Here is a 16,924-nt window from a genome sequence, read left to right on the forward strand (position 1 = left end):
AAATCATTTTAACCATACTCGAGTTTTCTTTTATCCAAAGATAAAGGTAATGATTTAAACATTTTTTAAGATTTAGAAATGAAGTAGTCTAAAAAATTTACTTAACATTTATAAAAGTGCCTTTTTTATATCAACTCCCTTCTTTTTTAGTCTGGATACAATCTTCAAGAAAGCCATTGCTGTTATAAAAGCATCTCCAGAGGCAGTATGTCGGTCACTTTTTGAGATTTTGAGATCAATACAGAGATCATCAAGACTATAATGGCTATTAAGTATATCATTGCGATACACTAAATGTTTTGTTTCCTTAAAGAGAACACCTGTATCTAAAAATTTATTTTTTAATACGCCTAATCCATGTCTTTGCAAAGCTTTATTAATCATTCTTCTGTCAAATTCTGCATGATGCGCAATAAGAATGGCGTTCCCTATATATTGTATAAATAATTCGAGAGCTTTTTTTTCTGTAATTTTATCAAATCCATTATTTTTTCGAATTCCGTGAATTTCTACAGTATCCTCATTAAATACCTCTTGCTCTAAATAGACTTCTAATTGATCAAATACAAGTATACTATTATTTTTGACCGCCACCCCTCCAATAGATAACACCCTATCGTCTATATAATCAAATCCGGTAGTTTCTGTATCAAATGCAACAAAGCGAATGTTTTCAAAAGCTAATTTATCGCCTCTTTTTTCAAAAAGCGAAAGGTACTCTTTCCAGAAATCAGGATGATTTTTATTTTTCTTTTTAGGCCAAAATTCCATATAAATTTGGTGTTACATCAAACTCTTAAGTTGAAAACGCACTTTTAATACTTCTTGTATATCACGTATTGGCCTAAAACATCGTTTTAGCTTTAGTTTATCATTCTTACTTAGTGTATTCAACTTAATAAACCTTCCTGAATCATGGTGAAGTAAACCTTGGCGGGTTCTGAATTTAATAAGCACTCTAAATGCCTTTGCACAACTTTCAAAAAGTGCAGCATTTTCTGGTTCAACTTCACCAAGCTTGGCATACCTAAGCAATGTATTATTTACTCCTTTTAGATTATGGTATAGTGATAATATTCTGGCGGCATCAATCAATACCATCATCGCCCTGGTTTTAATATCAAAAGTATCCTTATGCTCCCCATTTTGTTCTACCAGAAATTGTTTAAAAAACCCTAATGGAGAAGGTTTTTGTAGAGCACTGACTCCTAACAAGCCTAAGAATCTATTACTTTTATTAACACCATCAAACACAACATCAGATAGTTTATCTGCGAGAGTAACCTCCCCATATACATATTGAAAATCAAAAAATATTGAGGATAATAATGTACCTTCTTCATCAGGAGTAGTCATCCATTCGCGAAACTGAGATTCCCATTTTGAGACTGTCATACACCATCTTGGGTTACTAGCCATCATTTCTGCAGGGCAGTATTCATATCCGATAGTATGAAGCCCTTTTGTAATTATACCTGATAATTCTAAAAAATAACGCTGTATTGACTCATAATCTTCTTCAGGAACATCTTCAAAAATCAAAGCATTATCCTGATCAGTCATCAGTAACTGCTCTCTTCTTCCCTGGCTTCCCAATACAATAAAACAAAAAGCTACCGGAGGTGGAGAGGACATTTCTTTTAACGCAAGCTTAATAACCCGTGTAATTAATGCATCATTAATCTCTGATATGATATTAATAATATGTGGTGTTGGGATATCCTGTTCTAAATATGACTTGAGTAATTTCTCTACCTGTTTACGAATATATCTTAGTTTCTGAAGTTTTTTAACCCGTTTGGTCTCTTTTATCAAAACCGAAGGGTTATTACCAAAAGATACCAAAAGATCATGATCAGAAAGAATCCCTATAAGTTTTGAGTTTCGTGTACCATCTTTAGTAATGCATAGATGACTTAAATTATTTTTAATCAATGCAATTTGAGCCTCTGCAACTGTAACTTTTTTTGAATATGTAAATACCGGAGTTATCATAATTTGAGAAACCAAAGTAGTAATAGGAAATATTCCTGTAGCTACTTTAACCCTAAGGTCTTCATCTGTAATTATACCCAAAGGATAGTTGTTATCATCGACAATAATCATACAACTTACCCTTTTTTTTGTCATTTTTTTAGCAATATCCCGAATAGTATCCTCTGGCGAACAAGTGATGGGTTTTTTTCGATAAGAAACAGTACGTAATCCAGAAAGATCTTTGGCAGCTTCAATAGAAATGGTATTATCTATTCGATGTCCTTTTTCAGTTTCGGTGTAATCATTTCGCGCATGAGCCGCAAAACTACTCAGTAAAAATTTATTTACTTCTTTATTCTCTTCTATAAAGGGTTCAAAAACTTTTGCAGGAATAGCATAAACAATAGATTCTTCATCTGCTATTGCAGACATACGATAGTTTTTTTTGATAATCATAATCCGAAGACCAAACAAATCTCCAGAATCACATATATCGACCAAATTCTGATTCGACTCAAAATTACGATATAGTCCTATTGCTCCTTCTCTTACAATGTAAAACTCATCATGACATCGATTATCTTGTTGAAAGATATATTGTCCTTTCTCTACATACAAAACTCTAATATGTGCAGAGATCGATAATAGTTCTTCTTTTTTTAAGTAATTAAAAGGAGGAAATTGCTTTAAAAAATCCTGGATACGTTCTGCAATAGTATTTTTCATATTTCAAAATAACATCATCAATTCAGGTTTCTTTTTTCTATAAAAAAACGAGATAAAAGTGCTCCACATTCCTTTTCCATAACTCCTCCTATGATTTCTGTTTTAGGGTGAAGTTTTGTCCCCATTGCAGTAAACCCTCGTCTTTCATCAACAGCTCCATATACTACTTTCTTTATTTGACTCCAATACAAGGCACCAGCACACATCTGGCATGGTTCTAAAGTAACATATAACGTACATTCTTTTAGATATTTGCCTCCCAGAAAATTTGCAGCAGCAGTTATAGCTTGCATTTCGGCATGAGCCGTAACATCATTCAATAATTCTGTAAGGTTATGTGCTCTGGCAATAATCCTATCAGCCACTACAATAACAGCACCTATGGGAACCTCATTTTTTTCATATGCTAATTCTGCCTCCTGAAGAGCTTTCTTCATATAATAAGAATCATCCAATGGATCTAACATCGCTATAACTTAAGATTATACACAAACTTAAGCAAATTGGCAGGAAACTTGATTACCATTAAAAACTAACTTTTTAATTTATGGGAAAATTCTATAAAATTTCGATTCCAAAACCTTGTCATGAAGATTGGAATACGATGGCACCTTCAGAAAAAGGTAGATTTTGTGATTCTTGTGCAAAAACAGTAATTGATTTTACAACTATGTCTTCTTTACATATACAAGATTTTTTAGCTGAAAATCAAAATCAAAAGATATGTGGTCATTTTAAGAAAACTCAGTTAGACACAATACATCTTTCGATCCCGATTCACATTATTAAGACCAAACATACCTTTAGGCGATCATTTTTGTTGGCATTGCTTATTGTCATGGGAACCACTTTGGTTAATTGTACAAATCACGATGGAAAGCAACAAAAAATTGAAAGCGTCGAATTAAAAGAAGTTATAGATACTAAGAAAAATAATACTGTTAATATTGATAGTATTCCAAAGAAATGCACAAAAAACACTTCTCTTACTTCTACAAAGAAGAAAGAAGAGACAATACCTGAATTTATAGAGGTTATTCCGGAAGAAATCATACCTCCACCAGTGATTCCTGAACCTATTGAAACGGTAGAAGGTGGTATTGAAATTGTAATGGGAGATCTAATTGCTTCTAATGAAATCATAAACCTTAATCAACCAATTCCTATCCATCTACTTGACACATCTCCAGCATTAAGCAAAACTCCAATAAAAAAAAGGACACAAGAAAATTATTCAAAACAGATGAAAAAGTTGATCACAAAATATTTCAACACCGATATCGGAAGAAAATTGGGATTACAAGGTGTACAACGAATATATGTAAGGTATGAGATCAATAAAGATGGAGTAATCAAAGATATAGAAACTAGAGCACCACATCCAGAACTAGAAAAAGAAGCTAAAAGAGTATTGCAAAAGATTCCAAAACTCATTGCAGGAACCTACAAAAATGAGCCTGTACGAACCATATATCATTTACCGATCGTATTTAAGATAGAAGAATAACCTTTTAAAGTTGTAGTTTTGTGCATCAATTATCTTTGAATGTCTAACGAGTTACTACAACATATCACATACCCCTCTGATCTAAGAAAACTATCTCCGGATCAATTGCCAAAATTAGCCCAAGAATTGCGAGATTTTGTCATCAACATTGTAGCTACCAAGGAAGGGCATTTGGGGGCGAGTTTGGGTGTTATAGAACTTACTATTGCATTGCATTATATTTTTAATACTCCTGATGATCTTTTGGTATGGGATGTGGGTCATCAAGCATATCCACATAAAATTCTGACTGGGCGAAAAGATATATTTCATACTAATCGTCAACTAAACGGTATTAGTGGTTTTCCAAAACGCAGTGAAAGTGAATATGATACTTTTGGTGTAGGGCATTCTTCTACCTCTATTTCTGCGATATTAGGAATGGCAATTGCCTCAAAACTTCAAGGAAATACAACAAAACAACATATTGCAGTAATCGGAGACGCTTCGATTGCAAGTGGAATGGCTTTTGAAGGGCTTAATCATGCCGGAGTAACTGATACAAATATGTTAGTCATTCTTAATGATAATGCGATTGGAATCGATCCTAGCGTAGGTGCACTTAAAGAATATCTTACCAAAGCCAAAGTTGGGGTTAAACCTAGAACCAATAATATCATCGAGGCTTTAAATTTCAATTATTTTGGTCCTATAGATGGCCATGATTTGCCAACTTTACTCAAAACCTTAGAAATACTAAAAACCACAGAAGGCCCAAAGCTTTTACATATTATTACCACCAAAGGAAAAGGATTAAAACAAGCTGAAGAAAATCAGGTAAAATATCATGCTCCAGGTAAATTTGATGCTTCTACCGGGGATTTAATTTCAAAAGATAGTACCGGACTGCCACCCAAGTTTCAGGATGTATTTGGACATACTATTCTGGAACTAGCTAGAAAAAATGATAAAATTGTGGGTATTACTCCCGCTATGCCAACTGGAAGTTCTTTAAAATACATGATGGATGAAATGCCAGACAGAGCCTTTGATGTTGGTATAGCAGAACAACATGCCGTTACTCTTGCAGCCGGAATGGCAGCACAAGGCTTGATTCCTTTTTGCACTATTTATTCTACTTTTTTACAACGTGCATATGACCAAGTGATACATGATGTGGCCTTACAAGATTTACCTGTTATTTTTTGTATCGATCGAGCTGGTATTGTAGGAGCAGATGGAGCCACACATCATGGAGTTTTTGATATTGCTTATCTTACTTGCATCCCTAATATCATCATTGCTGCTCCTGCAGATGTTATTGAATTAAGGCATCTACTCTATACCGCTTCGTTAGGTTTAGATCATCCTATAGCTATACGTTATCCCCGAGGAAGAGGACATATTAACAACTGGAAAGTAGACATGCAATCATTAACAATCGGAAAAGCAACTCAATATACCAAAGGGTTAGATATCGCTATACTTTCTACAGGTACAATTGCTCATAATGTTATCAATGCTTTAGATTCATTACATCAACCCATTGGTCATTATCACTTTTGTTTTATAAAACCATTAGATGCTGATCTACTCAAACAAATACTACAGCAATATAAAACCATCATCACAGTAGAGGACGGAGTTGTAAAAGGCGGATTTGGAAGCTCTATCATCGATTTTGCTAATCAACATCAATTTAAAAACAACATTACCACACTAGGTCTCCCAGATCAATTTATCCATCATGGCACTGTTGATGAATTACATGATATTTCTGGTATATCTTCAGAAAGTATTCAAAAGGTGGTAAAAAAATTCCTATAACTTTTAACTCTTTTCATCACTTTTGTCTTTTCACTTTCAAAAAAAAATAAAATAGGATGGTAACATTTCTAGCTATATGGTAACCTACATAAGAACAAACTATTATTTAATTACTATCTATCATGAAAAAATTTAGCGTATTTATCCTTCTTTTTACTTCAATTCTAATGTCTTGCAATAGCGATGATGATAATCCTCAAAGTGAAAACCCAGAATCGACTTCAAAATTAATAGGGAAATGGGGAGAAATTTCATTTTCTCAACAAGGAGAAATGATGACTATAACAGACTGTGAAAAAAGGTCTACTATAGAATTTAGCGCTCAGTCGTATACCGATATTGGTTATGCACCTGTCAATACTGATTGTCAAATTGATTACCAGGATACAGGCACATGGAAAGAAGATGGAGATAAATTAACTCTCACCTACACTGATGAAGGGGAAACAATTGTAGAAGAAGCCGTTTTTACTATCATCGATGATATACTAACCATAGAATATGATGATGAAGGTTTTAAAACTGAATTTGGTTATAAGAAACTATAATCTCTTGGTTCTTTTGACAAAATATAACATCTATTATTTGATAGATGTTATATTTTTAACCCTCTAATCTTTTGAAATTTCAATAATGCATTACCATCTGTGAGGCTTGCTACATAGTTACTGATTCCTATCAGTCGTGTATATAAATCGGTATTTGTATAATCAAAATTCTCTCCTTCTGCCCTAAGAATAAGTTGATCATAGTTTGAACTCTTACTCTCATTAAAATTATCTGTAGCCACACAATATCGGTCTAAAAGTGTTGCAAGAATTTCATATCCTGCAATCTCTTTCTCTGTGACTTCCTGGCTTTGATAAATTTTGGCAATACTAATCTTGATAATGTCGTTAATTTGAGCTTCATATTTGCTTTTATCTATTAATGCTGCATCAAAATCTCCAGACAGTATTGCTTCTTCATTTTGAATAAAGATAGTTGCAGCCTCTCCTATTAAAGTATTGATTGCTAAAGCTCTTAAATAACTCAAACGATCAGCAGTAGTTGCCAGTTTATTATATTTTGAAGTATTAATTGTATCCTTTACTAGTTTAATCAAATATTCTAATGCATATTCCTCTTCTATTAATCCCAGATTTATCCCATCTTCAAAATCAATGATTGTATAGCAAATATCATCGGCTGCTTCTACCAGAAAAGTTAATGGATGACGGCTATAAGTAACTTCTTTTCCTATACTATGTTTTAACAATCCCACTTCTTCAGCTACCTCCTCAAAGAAGGCTTTTTCATTCTGAAAATACCCAAATTTTTTATGCGCAATATGTTTTGTCGGTTTTTTAGGTAGTGATTCTTTAGGATACTTCATAAATGCACCCAAGGTGGCATAAGATAATCTAAGACCTCCTTCAATTCCTTCTCTGGATTCTGTAAGGATTTTAAAACCGTTTGCATTACCTTCAAAATCAATCAGATCCTGGTACTGCTTTGGCGTGAGCTGATCTTTATATCGATTACCACTTCCTGTTTTAAAATACTCTCCTATAGCTTTTTCTCCAGAATGCCCAAAAGGTGGATTTCCAATATCATGAGCTAAAGCCGCCGCCGCAACAATGGCTCCAAAATCATTAAATTGATATCCATGGATTGCAGAAAGATGCGGATGTTTTTCTAAAATCTTCTTTCCCACTACTCTACCCAAAGAACGCCCTACTACAGACACCTCTAAACTATGCGTCAGTCTTGTATGCACAAAACTAGTCTTGGACAAAGGAATAACCTGTGTCTTATCTTGTAAACTCCTAAAGGCAGAAGAGAAGATAATACGGTCATAATCTACCTCAAAACCTAGCCGTGTTTCATCCTGCTCTTTACGTAATCTTTTATTTTTATCCCCTTGTCTTTTTAACGACAGAAGTTCTTCCCAATTCATCATATTTCTAAGAAAATTCGAATATACAAAAAAGGGAAGCATCCTAAGAAAACTTCCCTTTTGCCCTATATAAATCCAGGTCTAAGACCCACACATTAAACAATCGTCTCCTTCGCCTTCTTTGGATTGTGCAATAATTGCACGAAGTTCTTCTGGAGTAAGCGCCGTTCCTTCTACAGGAACTGCTTCTATTTCTTGTTTTGGCTCAGCTTTGGTTGCCGCTTGTGCTTCCATTACTTGTGCAGCAGCCACAGCTACTTGCTCTGGCTTAGGAGCCTCTTTAGTTTCTTTTTTAAGTGTAAACTTAATTGCATCTACTGCAGATTTTGTTCTTAGGTAGTACATTCCTGTTTTTAATCCACTTTTCCATGCATAAAAATGCATTGAAGTTAACTTGGCCATAGTAGCCCCTTCTAAGAATAAGTTTAGTGATTGAGACTGATCGATAAAATATCCTCTATGACGAGACATATCGATAATATCTTTCATACTCATCTCCCAAACAGTTTTATATAATTCTTTTAGATCCTGCGGAATAATATCTATATTTTGTATTGATCCATTTGCACGCATGATAGCATCCTTAAGCTCATCATTCCATAATCCTAATTTTACCAGATCTTCTAATAAGTGTTTATTTACTACAATAAACTCTCCAGATAACACACGTCTGGTATAGATATTACTTGTATATGGCTCAAAAGCCTCATTATTTCCTAAGATCTGAGAAGTAGATGCTGTAGGCATTGGAGCTACTAATAAAGAGTTACGTACTCCGTTTTTAAGCACTTGCTTACGTAATTTTGCCCAGTCCCAACGACCACTTAATTCTTCATCTTTTATCCCCCATAGATTGTATTGGAAATCTCCTTTAGAAATTGGAGATCCTTCATAACTTTGATATGGCCCATCAGCTTTTGCTTCTTCCATAGATGCTGTTACTGCAGCAAAATATAGTGTTTCAAAAATCTCCTGATTTAATTTTTTAGCTTCATCACTGGTAAACGGTAAACGTAACTGGATAAATGCATCAGCCAATCCTTGCACTCCTAACCCAATCGGGCGGTGACGCATATTAGAATTTTCTGCTTCTTTTACCGGGTAATAGTTACGATCAATCACCCTATTCAGGTTTTTGGTCACACGTTTGGTAATTTTATAAAGTTCTTTGTGATCAAACTCCCCATTCTTCACAAACATTGGTAATGCAATAGATGCCAAATTACATACTGCTACTTCATCAGGGCTTGTGTACTCCAGTATCTCTGTACATAAATTAGATGAACGAATAGTACCCAGATTCTGTTGATTAGACTTACGATTTGCTGCATCTTTATACAACATATATGGTGTCCCTGTTTCGATCTGAGATTCTAAAATCTTCTCCCAGAGTTCACGCGCTTTTATTGTTCTTCGCCCTTTTCCTTCTGCTTCAAAACGAAGGTAAGCCTCTTCAAACTCATCGCTATGAATATCAAATAAACCAGGACATTCATTAGGACACATTAATGTCCATTCTGCATCATCCTGTACTCGTTTCATAAATAAATCTGGTACCCACATTGCATAGAATAAATCACGTGCACGCATTTCTTCTTTACCATGGTTCTTTTTAAGATCCAGGAAATCAAAAATATCGGCATGCCAAGGCTCTACATATATAGCAAAAGAACCTTTACGCTTTCCTCCACCTTGATCTACGTAACGAGCAGTATCATTATATACTCTAAGCATAGGTACAATACCATTAGAAGTACCATTAGTTCCTGCAATGTATGATCCTGTAGCACGTACATTATGTATAGATAATCCAATTCCTCCTGCGGATTGTGAAATCTTAGCTGTTTGTTTTAATGTATCGTAAATACCATCAATACTATCATCTTTCATTGTCAATAGGAAACAAGAAGACATCTGTGGTTTTGGTGTTCCCGAATTAAACAATGTAGGTGTAGCGTGCGTAAAATATTTTTTCGACATCAATTCATATGTCTCAATAGCAGCATCTAGGTCATTAGGATGAATCCCAATAGATACCCTCATAAGCATATGTTGTGGACGTTCTGCAATCTTACCATTAATCTTTAGTAAGTAAGAACGTTCTAATGTTTTAAAACCAAAATAATCATAACCAAAATCGCGATTGTAAATAATAGTAGAGTCTAATTTTTCTTTATTAGCTATAATTACATCATATACATCGTCTGCTATTAATGGTGCTTTTTTTCCTGTTCTGGGGTTTACATATTCATAAAGATCTGTAACCACTTCAGAAAATGTCTTTTTTGTATTTTTATGTAAATTAGAAACAGAGATACGAGCTGCAAGTTTTGCATAGTCAGGATGCGTTATGGTCATTGTCGCAGCTATTTCTGCTGCAAGATTATCCAACTCACTAGTCGTTACTCCATCATATAGTCCTTCTATCACCCTCATTGCAACCTTTACAGGATCAACTAACGGATTAAGTCCATAACATAATTTTCTTACCCTCGCGGTAATCTTGTCGAACATAATTGGTTCTTTACGCCCATCTCTTTTTACTACATACATACGCTTTTTTGGTTTTTAATTTTTCCTTTCACAAGGAAGTTGATGATAATTTTGTGTTCCTAATTTTACATTTCGAAAGTCAAAATAGTATCGTATTTTACTCAAAATCAGATAGTAAGAATAAACCTCTTTATTCTAAAAATAAGAGTAATTTACAAGTAAAATACAATAAATATGACTCGCCCTTTTTTGTTTGTAAGCTTTTATAAAGCTGTATCAAACTGAGCTAATCTGAATAAACAGAAGAAATGTTTTTGACTAGCTCAGAATGAATATATTATTATTTTGAGAGATTTTTAGAAATTAAAAATCTGCATCAAAACTTATTTTATTGTCTTCGTTATCTTTATTAAGCACTCCGGCTTTTTGATATTCTGAAACTCGTTTTTCGAAGAAATTAGTTTTTCCTTGTAACGAGATCATATCCATAAAATCGAATGGATTTGCGGTTCCGTATTCTTTTTCACATTCTAATTCTACTAATAGCCTGTCTGTAACAAATTCCAAATATTGAGTCATCAATTTTGCATTCATTCCGATCAAGCTTACCGGAAGAGATTCTGTTATAAATTCTCTTTCTATATTAAGTGCATCTACAATAATTTCTCGAATTCTTTCTTTTGGTACTTTATTTACCAGGTGTTTATTATGAAGGTGGACTGCAAAATCACAATGAACTCCTTCATCTCTTGAAATCAATTCATTAGAAAAAGTAAGTCCTGGCATTAGTCCACGTTTCTTCAACCAAAATATAGAACAAAATGCTCCCGAAAAGAATATTCCTTCTACAGCTGCAAAAGCAATAAGGCGTTCTGCAAAAGAATCTGATTCTATCCATTGCAATGCCCAGTCTGCCTTTTTCTTAATCGCAGGAAAATTTTCGATTGCATTAAACAACATATCCTTTTCTTTCTCATCCTTTACATAAGTATCAATTAGCAGGGAATACGTTTCAGAATGAATATTTTCCATCATGATTTGAAATCCGTAGAAAAATTTTGCTTCACTATATTGTACTTCATTTACAAAATTCTCTGCAAGATTTTCGTTTACAATTCCGTCAGATGCAGCAAAAAATGCTAAAATATGTTTAATAAAATATTGTTCATCTTCATTAAGCTTGGTTGCCCAATCTGTAATGTCCTGGTGTAAATCAATCTCTTCTGCTGTCCAAAAACTAGCTTCCGACTTCTTATACCATTCCCAAATATCATGATGTTGAATCGGGAAAATCACGAATCGATCTTTGTTTTCTTGCAAAATAGGTTCTACTACACTCATTCTAATTTTTTTTAGCTGTTTTTTTCTTGAGATTTTTCTTTTTCTTAGGGAATAACAAAGATCAAGAAATACCTCAAAAGTTCTACTAAAAGTTAACAAACGTTTTCAACAAAGTTTTCAACACGAAGTGATTTTGGAATAAAATGATTCTTTACAAAACATCATTTAATCAATTAAAAATCAATTGCTTACATTTTTCACAAAAACGCACATAATCTGAGTTTTATTCTTAAAAAACTCTTATTTTTCACTTGCTGACCGAGTTTTATTAACAGAAAATCAAAAAGTCAAAAAAGCATCAATTTACGGTAAAACCGTAGTTGAAAAAAGTGATTATTTTAACAATAAAAAATAGATTTTTAGATGTTTTTTAAATAAAAAAAGTGCTAATTCCATTCAAAAAGTGATGAATTTAACGATTAATTTTTTTTGGAACATACTCTTACTAATTTTCATTTATTAAGTAGTCTAGATTTTCTTTAATCAGTATTTGCTCATTTATTGTTATTTCAACATGTATTATTGTAATAAACGATGTCGCATACCTTAAATAAGATATAAAAAAACGATTGAATCGTAATATAAATTACGATTCAATCGCTCTATTACTTATACTCTATGTTTTTCTATTTTTAATTAAAACAAACACATAGCATAACATTATTGCACGATATCTAATCCAAAGAAAATTGCTAATTTTCTTTTTATATTACCCATCCAAAAATATCCTTCTAAGCTTCTGTTTTGACTACTTCCTGTTTCTTTCATAATAGTATATCCCCCAGCCAAATTCATATAATCCCCATTGATATCTCCTTTTACAACAATAGGCTTCCCATAATCACCTTTATCACTTACTCCAGATAAATACTTTAACGCTTCACCAATATGAATTCTTCTTACTTCGTTTCTACCTAACGCAATTCTTTTATTTCCACTACGCTCTGTTACATTTACGTTCAAATCTATAGAAGCGTCTGATTTTAATAAATCTCTTTCTATCTTATAAGTAACAGAATTATTGATATTAATAGTTCTATTTTCTCTGATATGAATCTGCCTGTTTTCTCTAGATGTTACTAATGTTGTAATACGATTATTTTTGTTAAACAATTTGTTATGATCACTATTTCGATATACAAAATCTGAATGATCAATTACAATCGCATTATTATCTCTGTTTTTAGCTTGTGCAGTGGCTGTAATAATATAATCATCTACATTATCACGATCATCGCTTGCTAAGCATTTTATACTTTTTATAGTTAATTTTAAATATGCTCTTTCTGAAACGGGCTTGCACTCTGTAATTGTTTGCTTAAACACACTTCTAATGGCACAAAGTGAATTATCATTAGCAAAACGAAGATTGTATCCTATCGGTTTTCCATATCCTGTTCCTGCCGCATTAAAAGAGCCTTCTATATAGTTTTTAAACCCTCTTAGCATATCTGAGTTTGTAATAGATTTTACAGCATCTCTAGCATCACCTCCATAAATTAATACTTTAGCTGTAGATTCTCTCATGATTTTTTTCATATCAAAATTAGCACTACCACCTCCCTGCGTAGCTTTATTATCATAATCAACATTAAGTGCTGCTTGTATCTCGGCTTCAGAATAATTTGTATCCATCATAAGAATAGCTCTTCGTCCATAAATCACATTACTGATATATACATAATCTCCCAAGGTATTATTTAGACTAGAATCAACAAATACATTACTGCTTAAAGGATCTGTAAAAATAGAATAGTAGATCTGTGTAAAATCTACCATTATATAATTTCTATTTTGTTTTTTACTAAAATTAAATCCTAAACTAGCTTCGATACCCGATAAATCTTTATAGTATCCCGTTAATTTTATAGAAAGATCCTTTTCTGAATCAATTTTATTTACTGTATATTTAATTGCCGCACCATTGGCTTTATTTTTATTTAATCCATCGACTAGCTCTGTTACTTTTGTGGACAAATTAGTTGGTGTAGGATCACTAACTTTTATTCTTTTTCTAGAAGTAGTAATGGTAATATTAATAGGAGTTCTTTTATGTGAAGTTGAAGCATAACTTCCTCTAAGTGTAGATTCTGCATCTAATAGATTTCCTGGTTTTAACCAATCTGCATTTTGATTCATCGTTACAAAATCAATTTCACTAGTATTAACATCCATTTCATATGTTTTTGTCACACAATCTCTATTCACCTTTTTGCTACTGGTCTCTTTTTGGTGATCAGAAACTTCTCCTTCTTCGTGCATTGACAACACTACTTTATCATTACCAGAACCTTTTGTAATCGATATATTTTTTCGTTTTGAGGGAATGGTGTTATTTATCGGTGTATTCTCAAAATTGGTTTTATCATTAATATCTTTTACACCAGACCAAGTACCTGCTGACAAATCATTACCCCAACCCCAAACACCTGTAAATTCATTACCTTCTAAAGAAAAAGAAAAACTCCCTTTTTTTGACTTATTAGTAAATATTCCTTTTAGTTGATCCCCCGAAATTGTTCCTTCTATCTTACCAACATTTGCATAATCACCAGTAACTTTATTTCCGTTTTGAGTGAGCTTTAAAATTCCGTAGGTGGTTTTCCAATTTCCCGTCCAAGATGATTTTAGTTTTTTTGATACGCTTTTTAAATTTTTCATGGTTTTACTTTTATTTTCATTAGTTCTTATTGTCCTTTATGGACATGATTCATGGTTTAGTGTAACCAGTTTAAAAAAGTAAACACCCACTATAAAAATTATAGTAGGTGTTTATAGATAAAGATTAAAAAAGGGGGGTAATCTACTATTTGATTATGAATTCTTACAAAGAGATTATGAATACCTTTTTAGCATTCAGAAACATGAATATGAAGAAGGCTTCAACTTAATTTCTACGATATAACCAAATGATTTTGATATAAAAAACATCTAAATGCACAACGATCTATTAATATCTTTCTCTTTTTCTCATTAAAATTTAACCGCTAATCTCTTGGTAATTTCTCCTGCATAACTCATTTTAGACACTGAACTACTTAATGCTCTTATCCTTTTCTGACGAGCTTGTTGTTTAATATTTTGCTGCATCACTCTTAATGACATTTCTTGTGGTTTAACAACAGATCCCATTTCTTTTAAGCTAACATTTGTAGCACTGTCAAAAACATTTTTAAGTACTTTCTGCAACCTCAATAATCGCCATGCAGCTATATTAGATAAAGAGTTTACTTGACTATTTGTAAGATCTATTGCTTCTATACTGTTAACTGTCTTTGACAACTCCTTGAAAATACGTTCAAAAAACTCTTCTAGCGTTTCAATTTTTTCATCCCATGGTTTTTTATTAAAATTAGGGGTATGTGCATTTTGAAGAAATGTTTTAATAAACGGAAAATTAGGTGCTAATTTTCTTCTTACTTCAGATTTCAATGCATTCTCATATACTTTAGAGCTATCATTATAAACCCATAAAATCTTTGTTTTGAAACCTCCTCTTATCCCATAAAATGCATTGTTCAAGACTTCGTATTCTTGTTCATGATAGGTTATACCAGGGATTAGTCCATAAAAATCTTTATTTTTATAAGCAACTCCCCTTAAATCAAATCCATTAATATTTTCATTGTTGATTTCGTCAGGAATATCATTACCACCATGCGTTCGATTGGATAAAAGGTGGGTTTTATGTAACCCTTCAATCGTAGCCTTATATGATCTTTGGTTAAAAACCTTACCAATACCATGTCGGCCTAAGAAATTAGAAGGTGAAGTCAAATCATTTTCTCCATTGGTAATTCGAGAAACATCATGCCCAAACAACTGTAATAAAAAACTATCTGCTTTAATTCCAAAAGGAAATCTAGTATCATTTTTTAATGGTTCATCTGTATTAATAAAAACAACGATAGAGCGTACTCTTCTTTTTAAAAGAGGAATAATCCCATAATTATCTGTATATCCTCCATCACCATATGCTCTATCAACGGTTAAGGCTGGATCAAATGGAGATACAGGCCAGGTTTTAAATTTTGGGAATATTTGTAAAGCACTCAAGATGTTGGAAGAATAATGATTTACCAGATGAGATAAATACCCTGGCGCCGACCCCGAAACACCCATAATGTCTTTAAGGCTTAACCGTCTATGATCATTTTCTATATTTGTTTCTACCCATTGATCATTCGGTCTTCCATCTATAGGGTTTCTATACGTATCCCAACCTATATTTTCCAGATATCCACCACCAATATTAAAATTAAAACTTCCTCTTTTACGACGATGTATACCACTATATTTTGGAGTAAAATCAACGTGTTCCCAAGTAAAATGGTTGTCTTTAACTACTGGTAATATACCTTCATTAGTAATTTTTGTATAATCTTGATTCATTGCACCATTAACACACATATAAGGTCTACTTTTTTCGACAGTATAAAAATCATGTTGATTCAAATGGTTATTTCTACGGGTAAGTTTTGTAATATCGCGGTCTTTCCATGTTATATGTCTATTATTATTCAATCTAAACTTCTTAAGAAAAACATCTCCAACAATATTACTAAATGTTTCATCGACATCAGCTCCATCAAACACTTTTGAATACTGACTTAATAATCGATGATTAAGTCTAGAATTTGCGATACAATGAGCAAACATTTCGGATCTACTATTAATGGTATCTAAGCGTCTAGCTGTCATCTGCTCTGGTGCTGTATAAGCTCCTAAAAAATGAGTGTCATTAAAACCTTTTGGCAAATATGTATAGGGTACTATCGCCCAACTTCCTCCAGATATAGAACCAGTATACCTTATTTTAGATTGTAATTTCATTTTATGTATTGCCTGTAAGTACCCCAACGATAAAGATGCTGAGCGTGTACCCCCACCACTAAATGCTAATCCAACATTTGGTCGATTTATAATCTCTGATTCATCCAACTCAGGAAAATTAAATCGTGAACTAGTCTTATATATTGCAACCTTGGTTTTAGGGCCTATAAGATTTCCAAAAAATCGGATAGAATTATCAAGATATGTCCCTATCTTTCCTGTAACCTCAAGACCAACATCATAAACATTTTTTGCACCTTCTATTAGTGCTCCTCCTATATTTTGTAAAAAACCCATAGCTC

11 protein-coding genes are annotated in these 16,924 nt (G+C 33.0%); 3 read left to right on the top strand and 8 right to left on the bottom strand.

The genetic code is table 11. The features are described 5' to 3' along the window. Window positions 1-108: 108 nt before the first annotated feature. From DK442_RS10270 to DK442_RS10280, 3 genes are read right to left on the bottom strand one after another with little or no spacing between them, the layout of a single operon-like run. Window positions 109-771 (bottom strand): PolC-type DNA polymerase III, encoded by a 663-nt coding sequence (locus tag DK442_RS10270; RefSeq protein WP_109435773.1) that lies wholly within the window; start codon window positions 769-771, stop codon window positions 109-111. Window positions 772-783: 12 nt separating this feature from the next. Continuing rightward, on the bottom strand, window positions 784-2,703 hold the full coding sequence (locus tag DK442_RS10275) for a DUF294 nucleotidyltransferase-like domain-containing protein (protein WP_109435774.1): 1,920 nt from the start codon (window positions 2,701-2,703) through the stop codon (window positions 784-786). Between the two features lie 17 nt (window positions 2,704-2,720). After that, complete coding sequence (locus tag DK442_RS10280) at window positions 2,721-3,170, bottom strand: nucleoside deaminase (protein ID WP_109435775.1); 450 nt, start codon at window positions 3,168-3,170, stop codon at window positions 2,721-2,723. A gap of 80 nt (window positions 3,171-3,250) precedes the next feature. Here DK442_RS10280 and DK442_RS10285 point away from each other — a divergent pair, with 80 nt between their 5' ends. The 3 genes from DK442_RS10285 to DK442_RS10295 all read left to right on the top strand — a co-directional run bounded on the left by DK442_RS10285 (window position 3,251) and on the right by DK442_RS10295 (window position 6,564). Then, window positions 3,251-4,210 (top strand): energy transducer TonB, encoded by a 960-nt coding sequence (locus DK442_RS10285; protein ID WP_109435776.1) that lies wholly within the window; start codon window positions 3,251-3,253, stop codon window positions 4,208-4,210. A gap of 39 nt (window positions 4,211-4,249) precedes the next feature. Continuing rightward, entirely contained in the window at window positions 4,250-6,016 is a 1,767-nt protein-coding gene (locus DK442_RS10290) for a 1-deoxy-D-xylulose-5-phosphate synthase (protein WP_109435777.1), read from the top strand. 122 nt (window positions 6,017-6,138) lie between these two features. Further along, on the top strand, window positions 6,139-6,564 hold the full coding sequence (locus DK442_RS10295; protein WP_109435778.1) for a lipocalin family protein: 426 nt from the start codon (window positions 6,139-6,141) through the stop codon (window positions 6,562-6,564). Window positions 6,565-6,611: 47 nt separating this feature from the next. On the opposite strand, the gene DK442_RS10300 is transcribed toward DK442_RS10295, so the two are convergent. The 5 genes from DK442_RS10300 to DK442_RS10320 form a co-directional block, all read right to left on the bottom strand. Further along, a complete protein-coding gene (locus DK442_RS10300) occupies window positions 6,612-7,955 on the bottom strand; it encodes a deoxyguanosinetriphosphate triphosphohydrolase (RefSeq protein ID WP_109435779.1) in 1,344 nt (447 codons plus the stop codon). Between the two features lie 81 nt (window positions 7,956-8,036). Beyond that, window positions 8,037-10,508, bottom strand: coding sequence for a ribonucleoside-diphosphate reductase subunit alpha (locus tag DK442_RS10305; RefSeq protein ID WP_109435780.1), 2,472 nt, complete (start codon window positions 10,506-10,508; stop codon window positions 8,037-8,039). A 303-nt stretch (window positions 10,509-10,811) separates the two neighbouring features. Next, window positions 10,812-11,789, bottom strand: coding sequence for a ribonucleotide-diphosphate reductase subunit beta (locus DK442_RS10310; RefSeq protein ID WP_109435920.1), 978 nt, complete (start codon window positions 11,787-11,789; stop codon window positions 10,812-10,814). 660 nt (window positions 11,790-12,449) lie between these two features. Then, the gene (locus DK442_RS10315; RefSeq protein ID WP_109435781.1) at window positions 12,450-14,450 is read right to left on the bottom strand and encodes a thiol-activated cytolysin family protein; all 2,001 of its coding nucleotides are present in this window, start codon (window positions 14,448-14,450) and stop codon (window positions 12,450-12,452) included. A 312-nt stretch (window positions 14,451-14,762) separates the two neighbouring features. Beyond that, window positions 14,763-16,919, bottom strand: coding sequence for a patatin-like phospholipase family protein (locus DK442_RS10320; protein WP_109435782.1), 2,157 nt, complete (start codon window positions 16,917-16,919; stop codon window positions 14,763-14,765). Window positions 16,920-16,924: the final 5 nt, after the last annotated feature.

The sequence above is a fragment of the Aquimarina sp. AU119 genome (assembly GCF_900312735.1).
GTDB classification, from domain to species: domain Bacteria; phylum Bacteroidota; class Bacteroidia; order Flavobacteriales; family Flavobacteriaceae; genus Aquimarina; species Aquimarina algiphila.

Bases quoted from the DNA above. Each gene is read 5' to 3' on its own strand.
- DK442_RS10270 (WP_109435773.1), bottom strand. From the start codon at position 771: ATGGAATTTTGGCCTAAAAAGAAAAATAAAAATCATCCTGATTTCTGG.
- DK442_RS10290 (WP_109435777.1), top strand. From the start codon at position 4,250: ATGTCTAACGAGTTACTACAACATATCACATACCCCTCTGATCTAAGA.
- DK442_RS10295 (WP_109435778.1), top strand. From the start codon at position 6,139: ATGAAAAAATTTAGCGTATTTATCCTTCTTTTTACTTCAATTCTAATG.
- DK442_RS10320 (WP_109435782.1), bottom strand. From the start codon at position 16,919: ATGGGTTTTTTACAAAATATAGGAGGAGCACTAATAGAAGGTGCAAAA.
- DK442_RS10285 (WP_109435776.1), top strand. From the start codon at position 3,251: ATGGGAAAATTCTATAAAATTTCGATTCCAAAACCTTGTCATGAAGAT.
- DK442_RS10300 (WP_109435779.1), bottom strand. From the start codon at position 7,955: ATGAATTGGGAAGAACTTCTGTCGTTAAAAAGACAAGGGGATAAAAAT.
- DK442_RS10310 (WP_109435920.1), bottom strand. From the start codon at position 11,789: ATGAGTGTAGTAGAACCTATTTTGCAAGAAAACAAAGATCGATTCGTG.
- DK442_RS10280 (WP_109435775.1), bottom strand. From the start codon at position 3,170: ATGTTAGATCCATTGGATGATTCTTATTATATGAAGAAAGCTCTTCAG.
- DK442_RS10305 (WP_109435780.1), bottom strand. From the start codon at position 10,508: ATGTATGTAGTAAAAAGAGATGGGCGTAAAGAACCAATTATGTTCGAC.
- DK442_RS10275 (WP_109435774.1), bottom strand. From the start codon at position 2,703: ATGAAAAATACTATTGCAGAACGTATCCAGGATTTTTTAAAGCAATTT.
- DK442_RS10315 (WP_109435781.1), bottom strand. From the start codon at position 14,450: ATGAAAAATTTAAAAAGCGTATCAAAAAAACTAAAATCATCTTGGACG.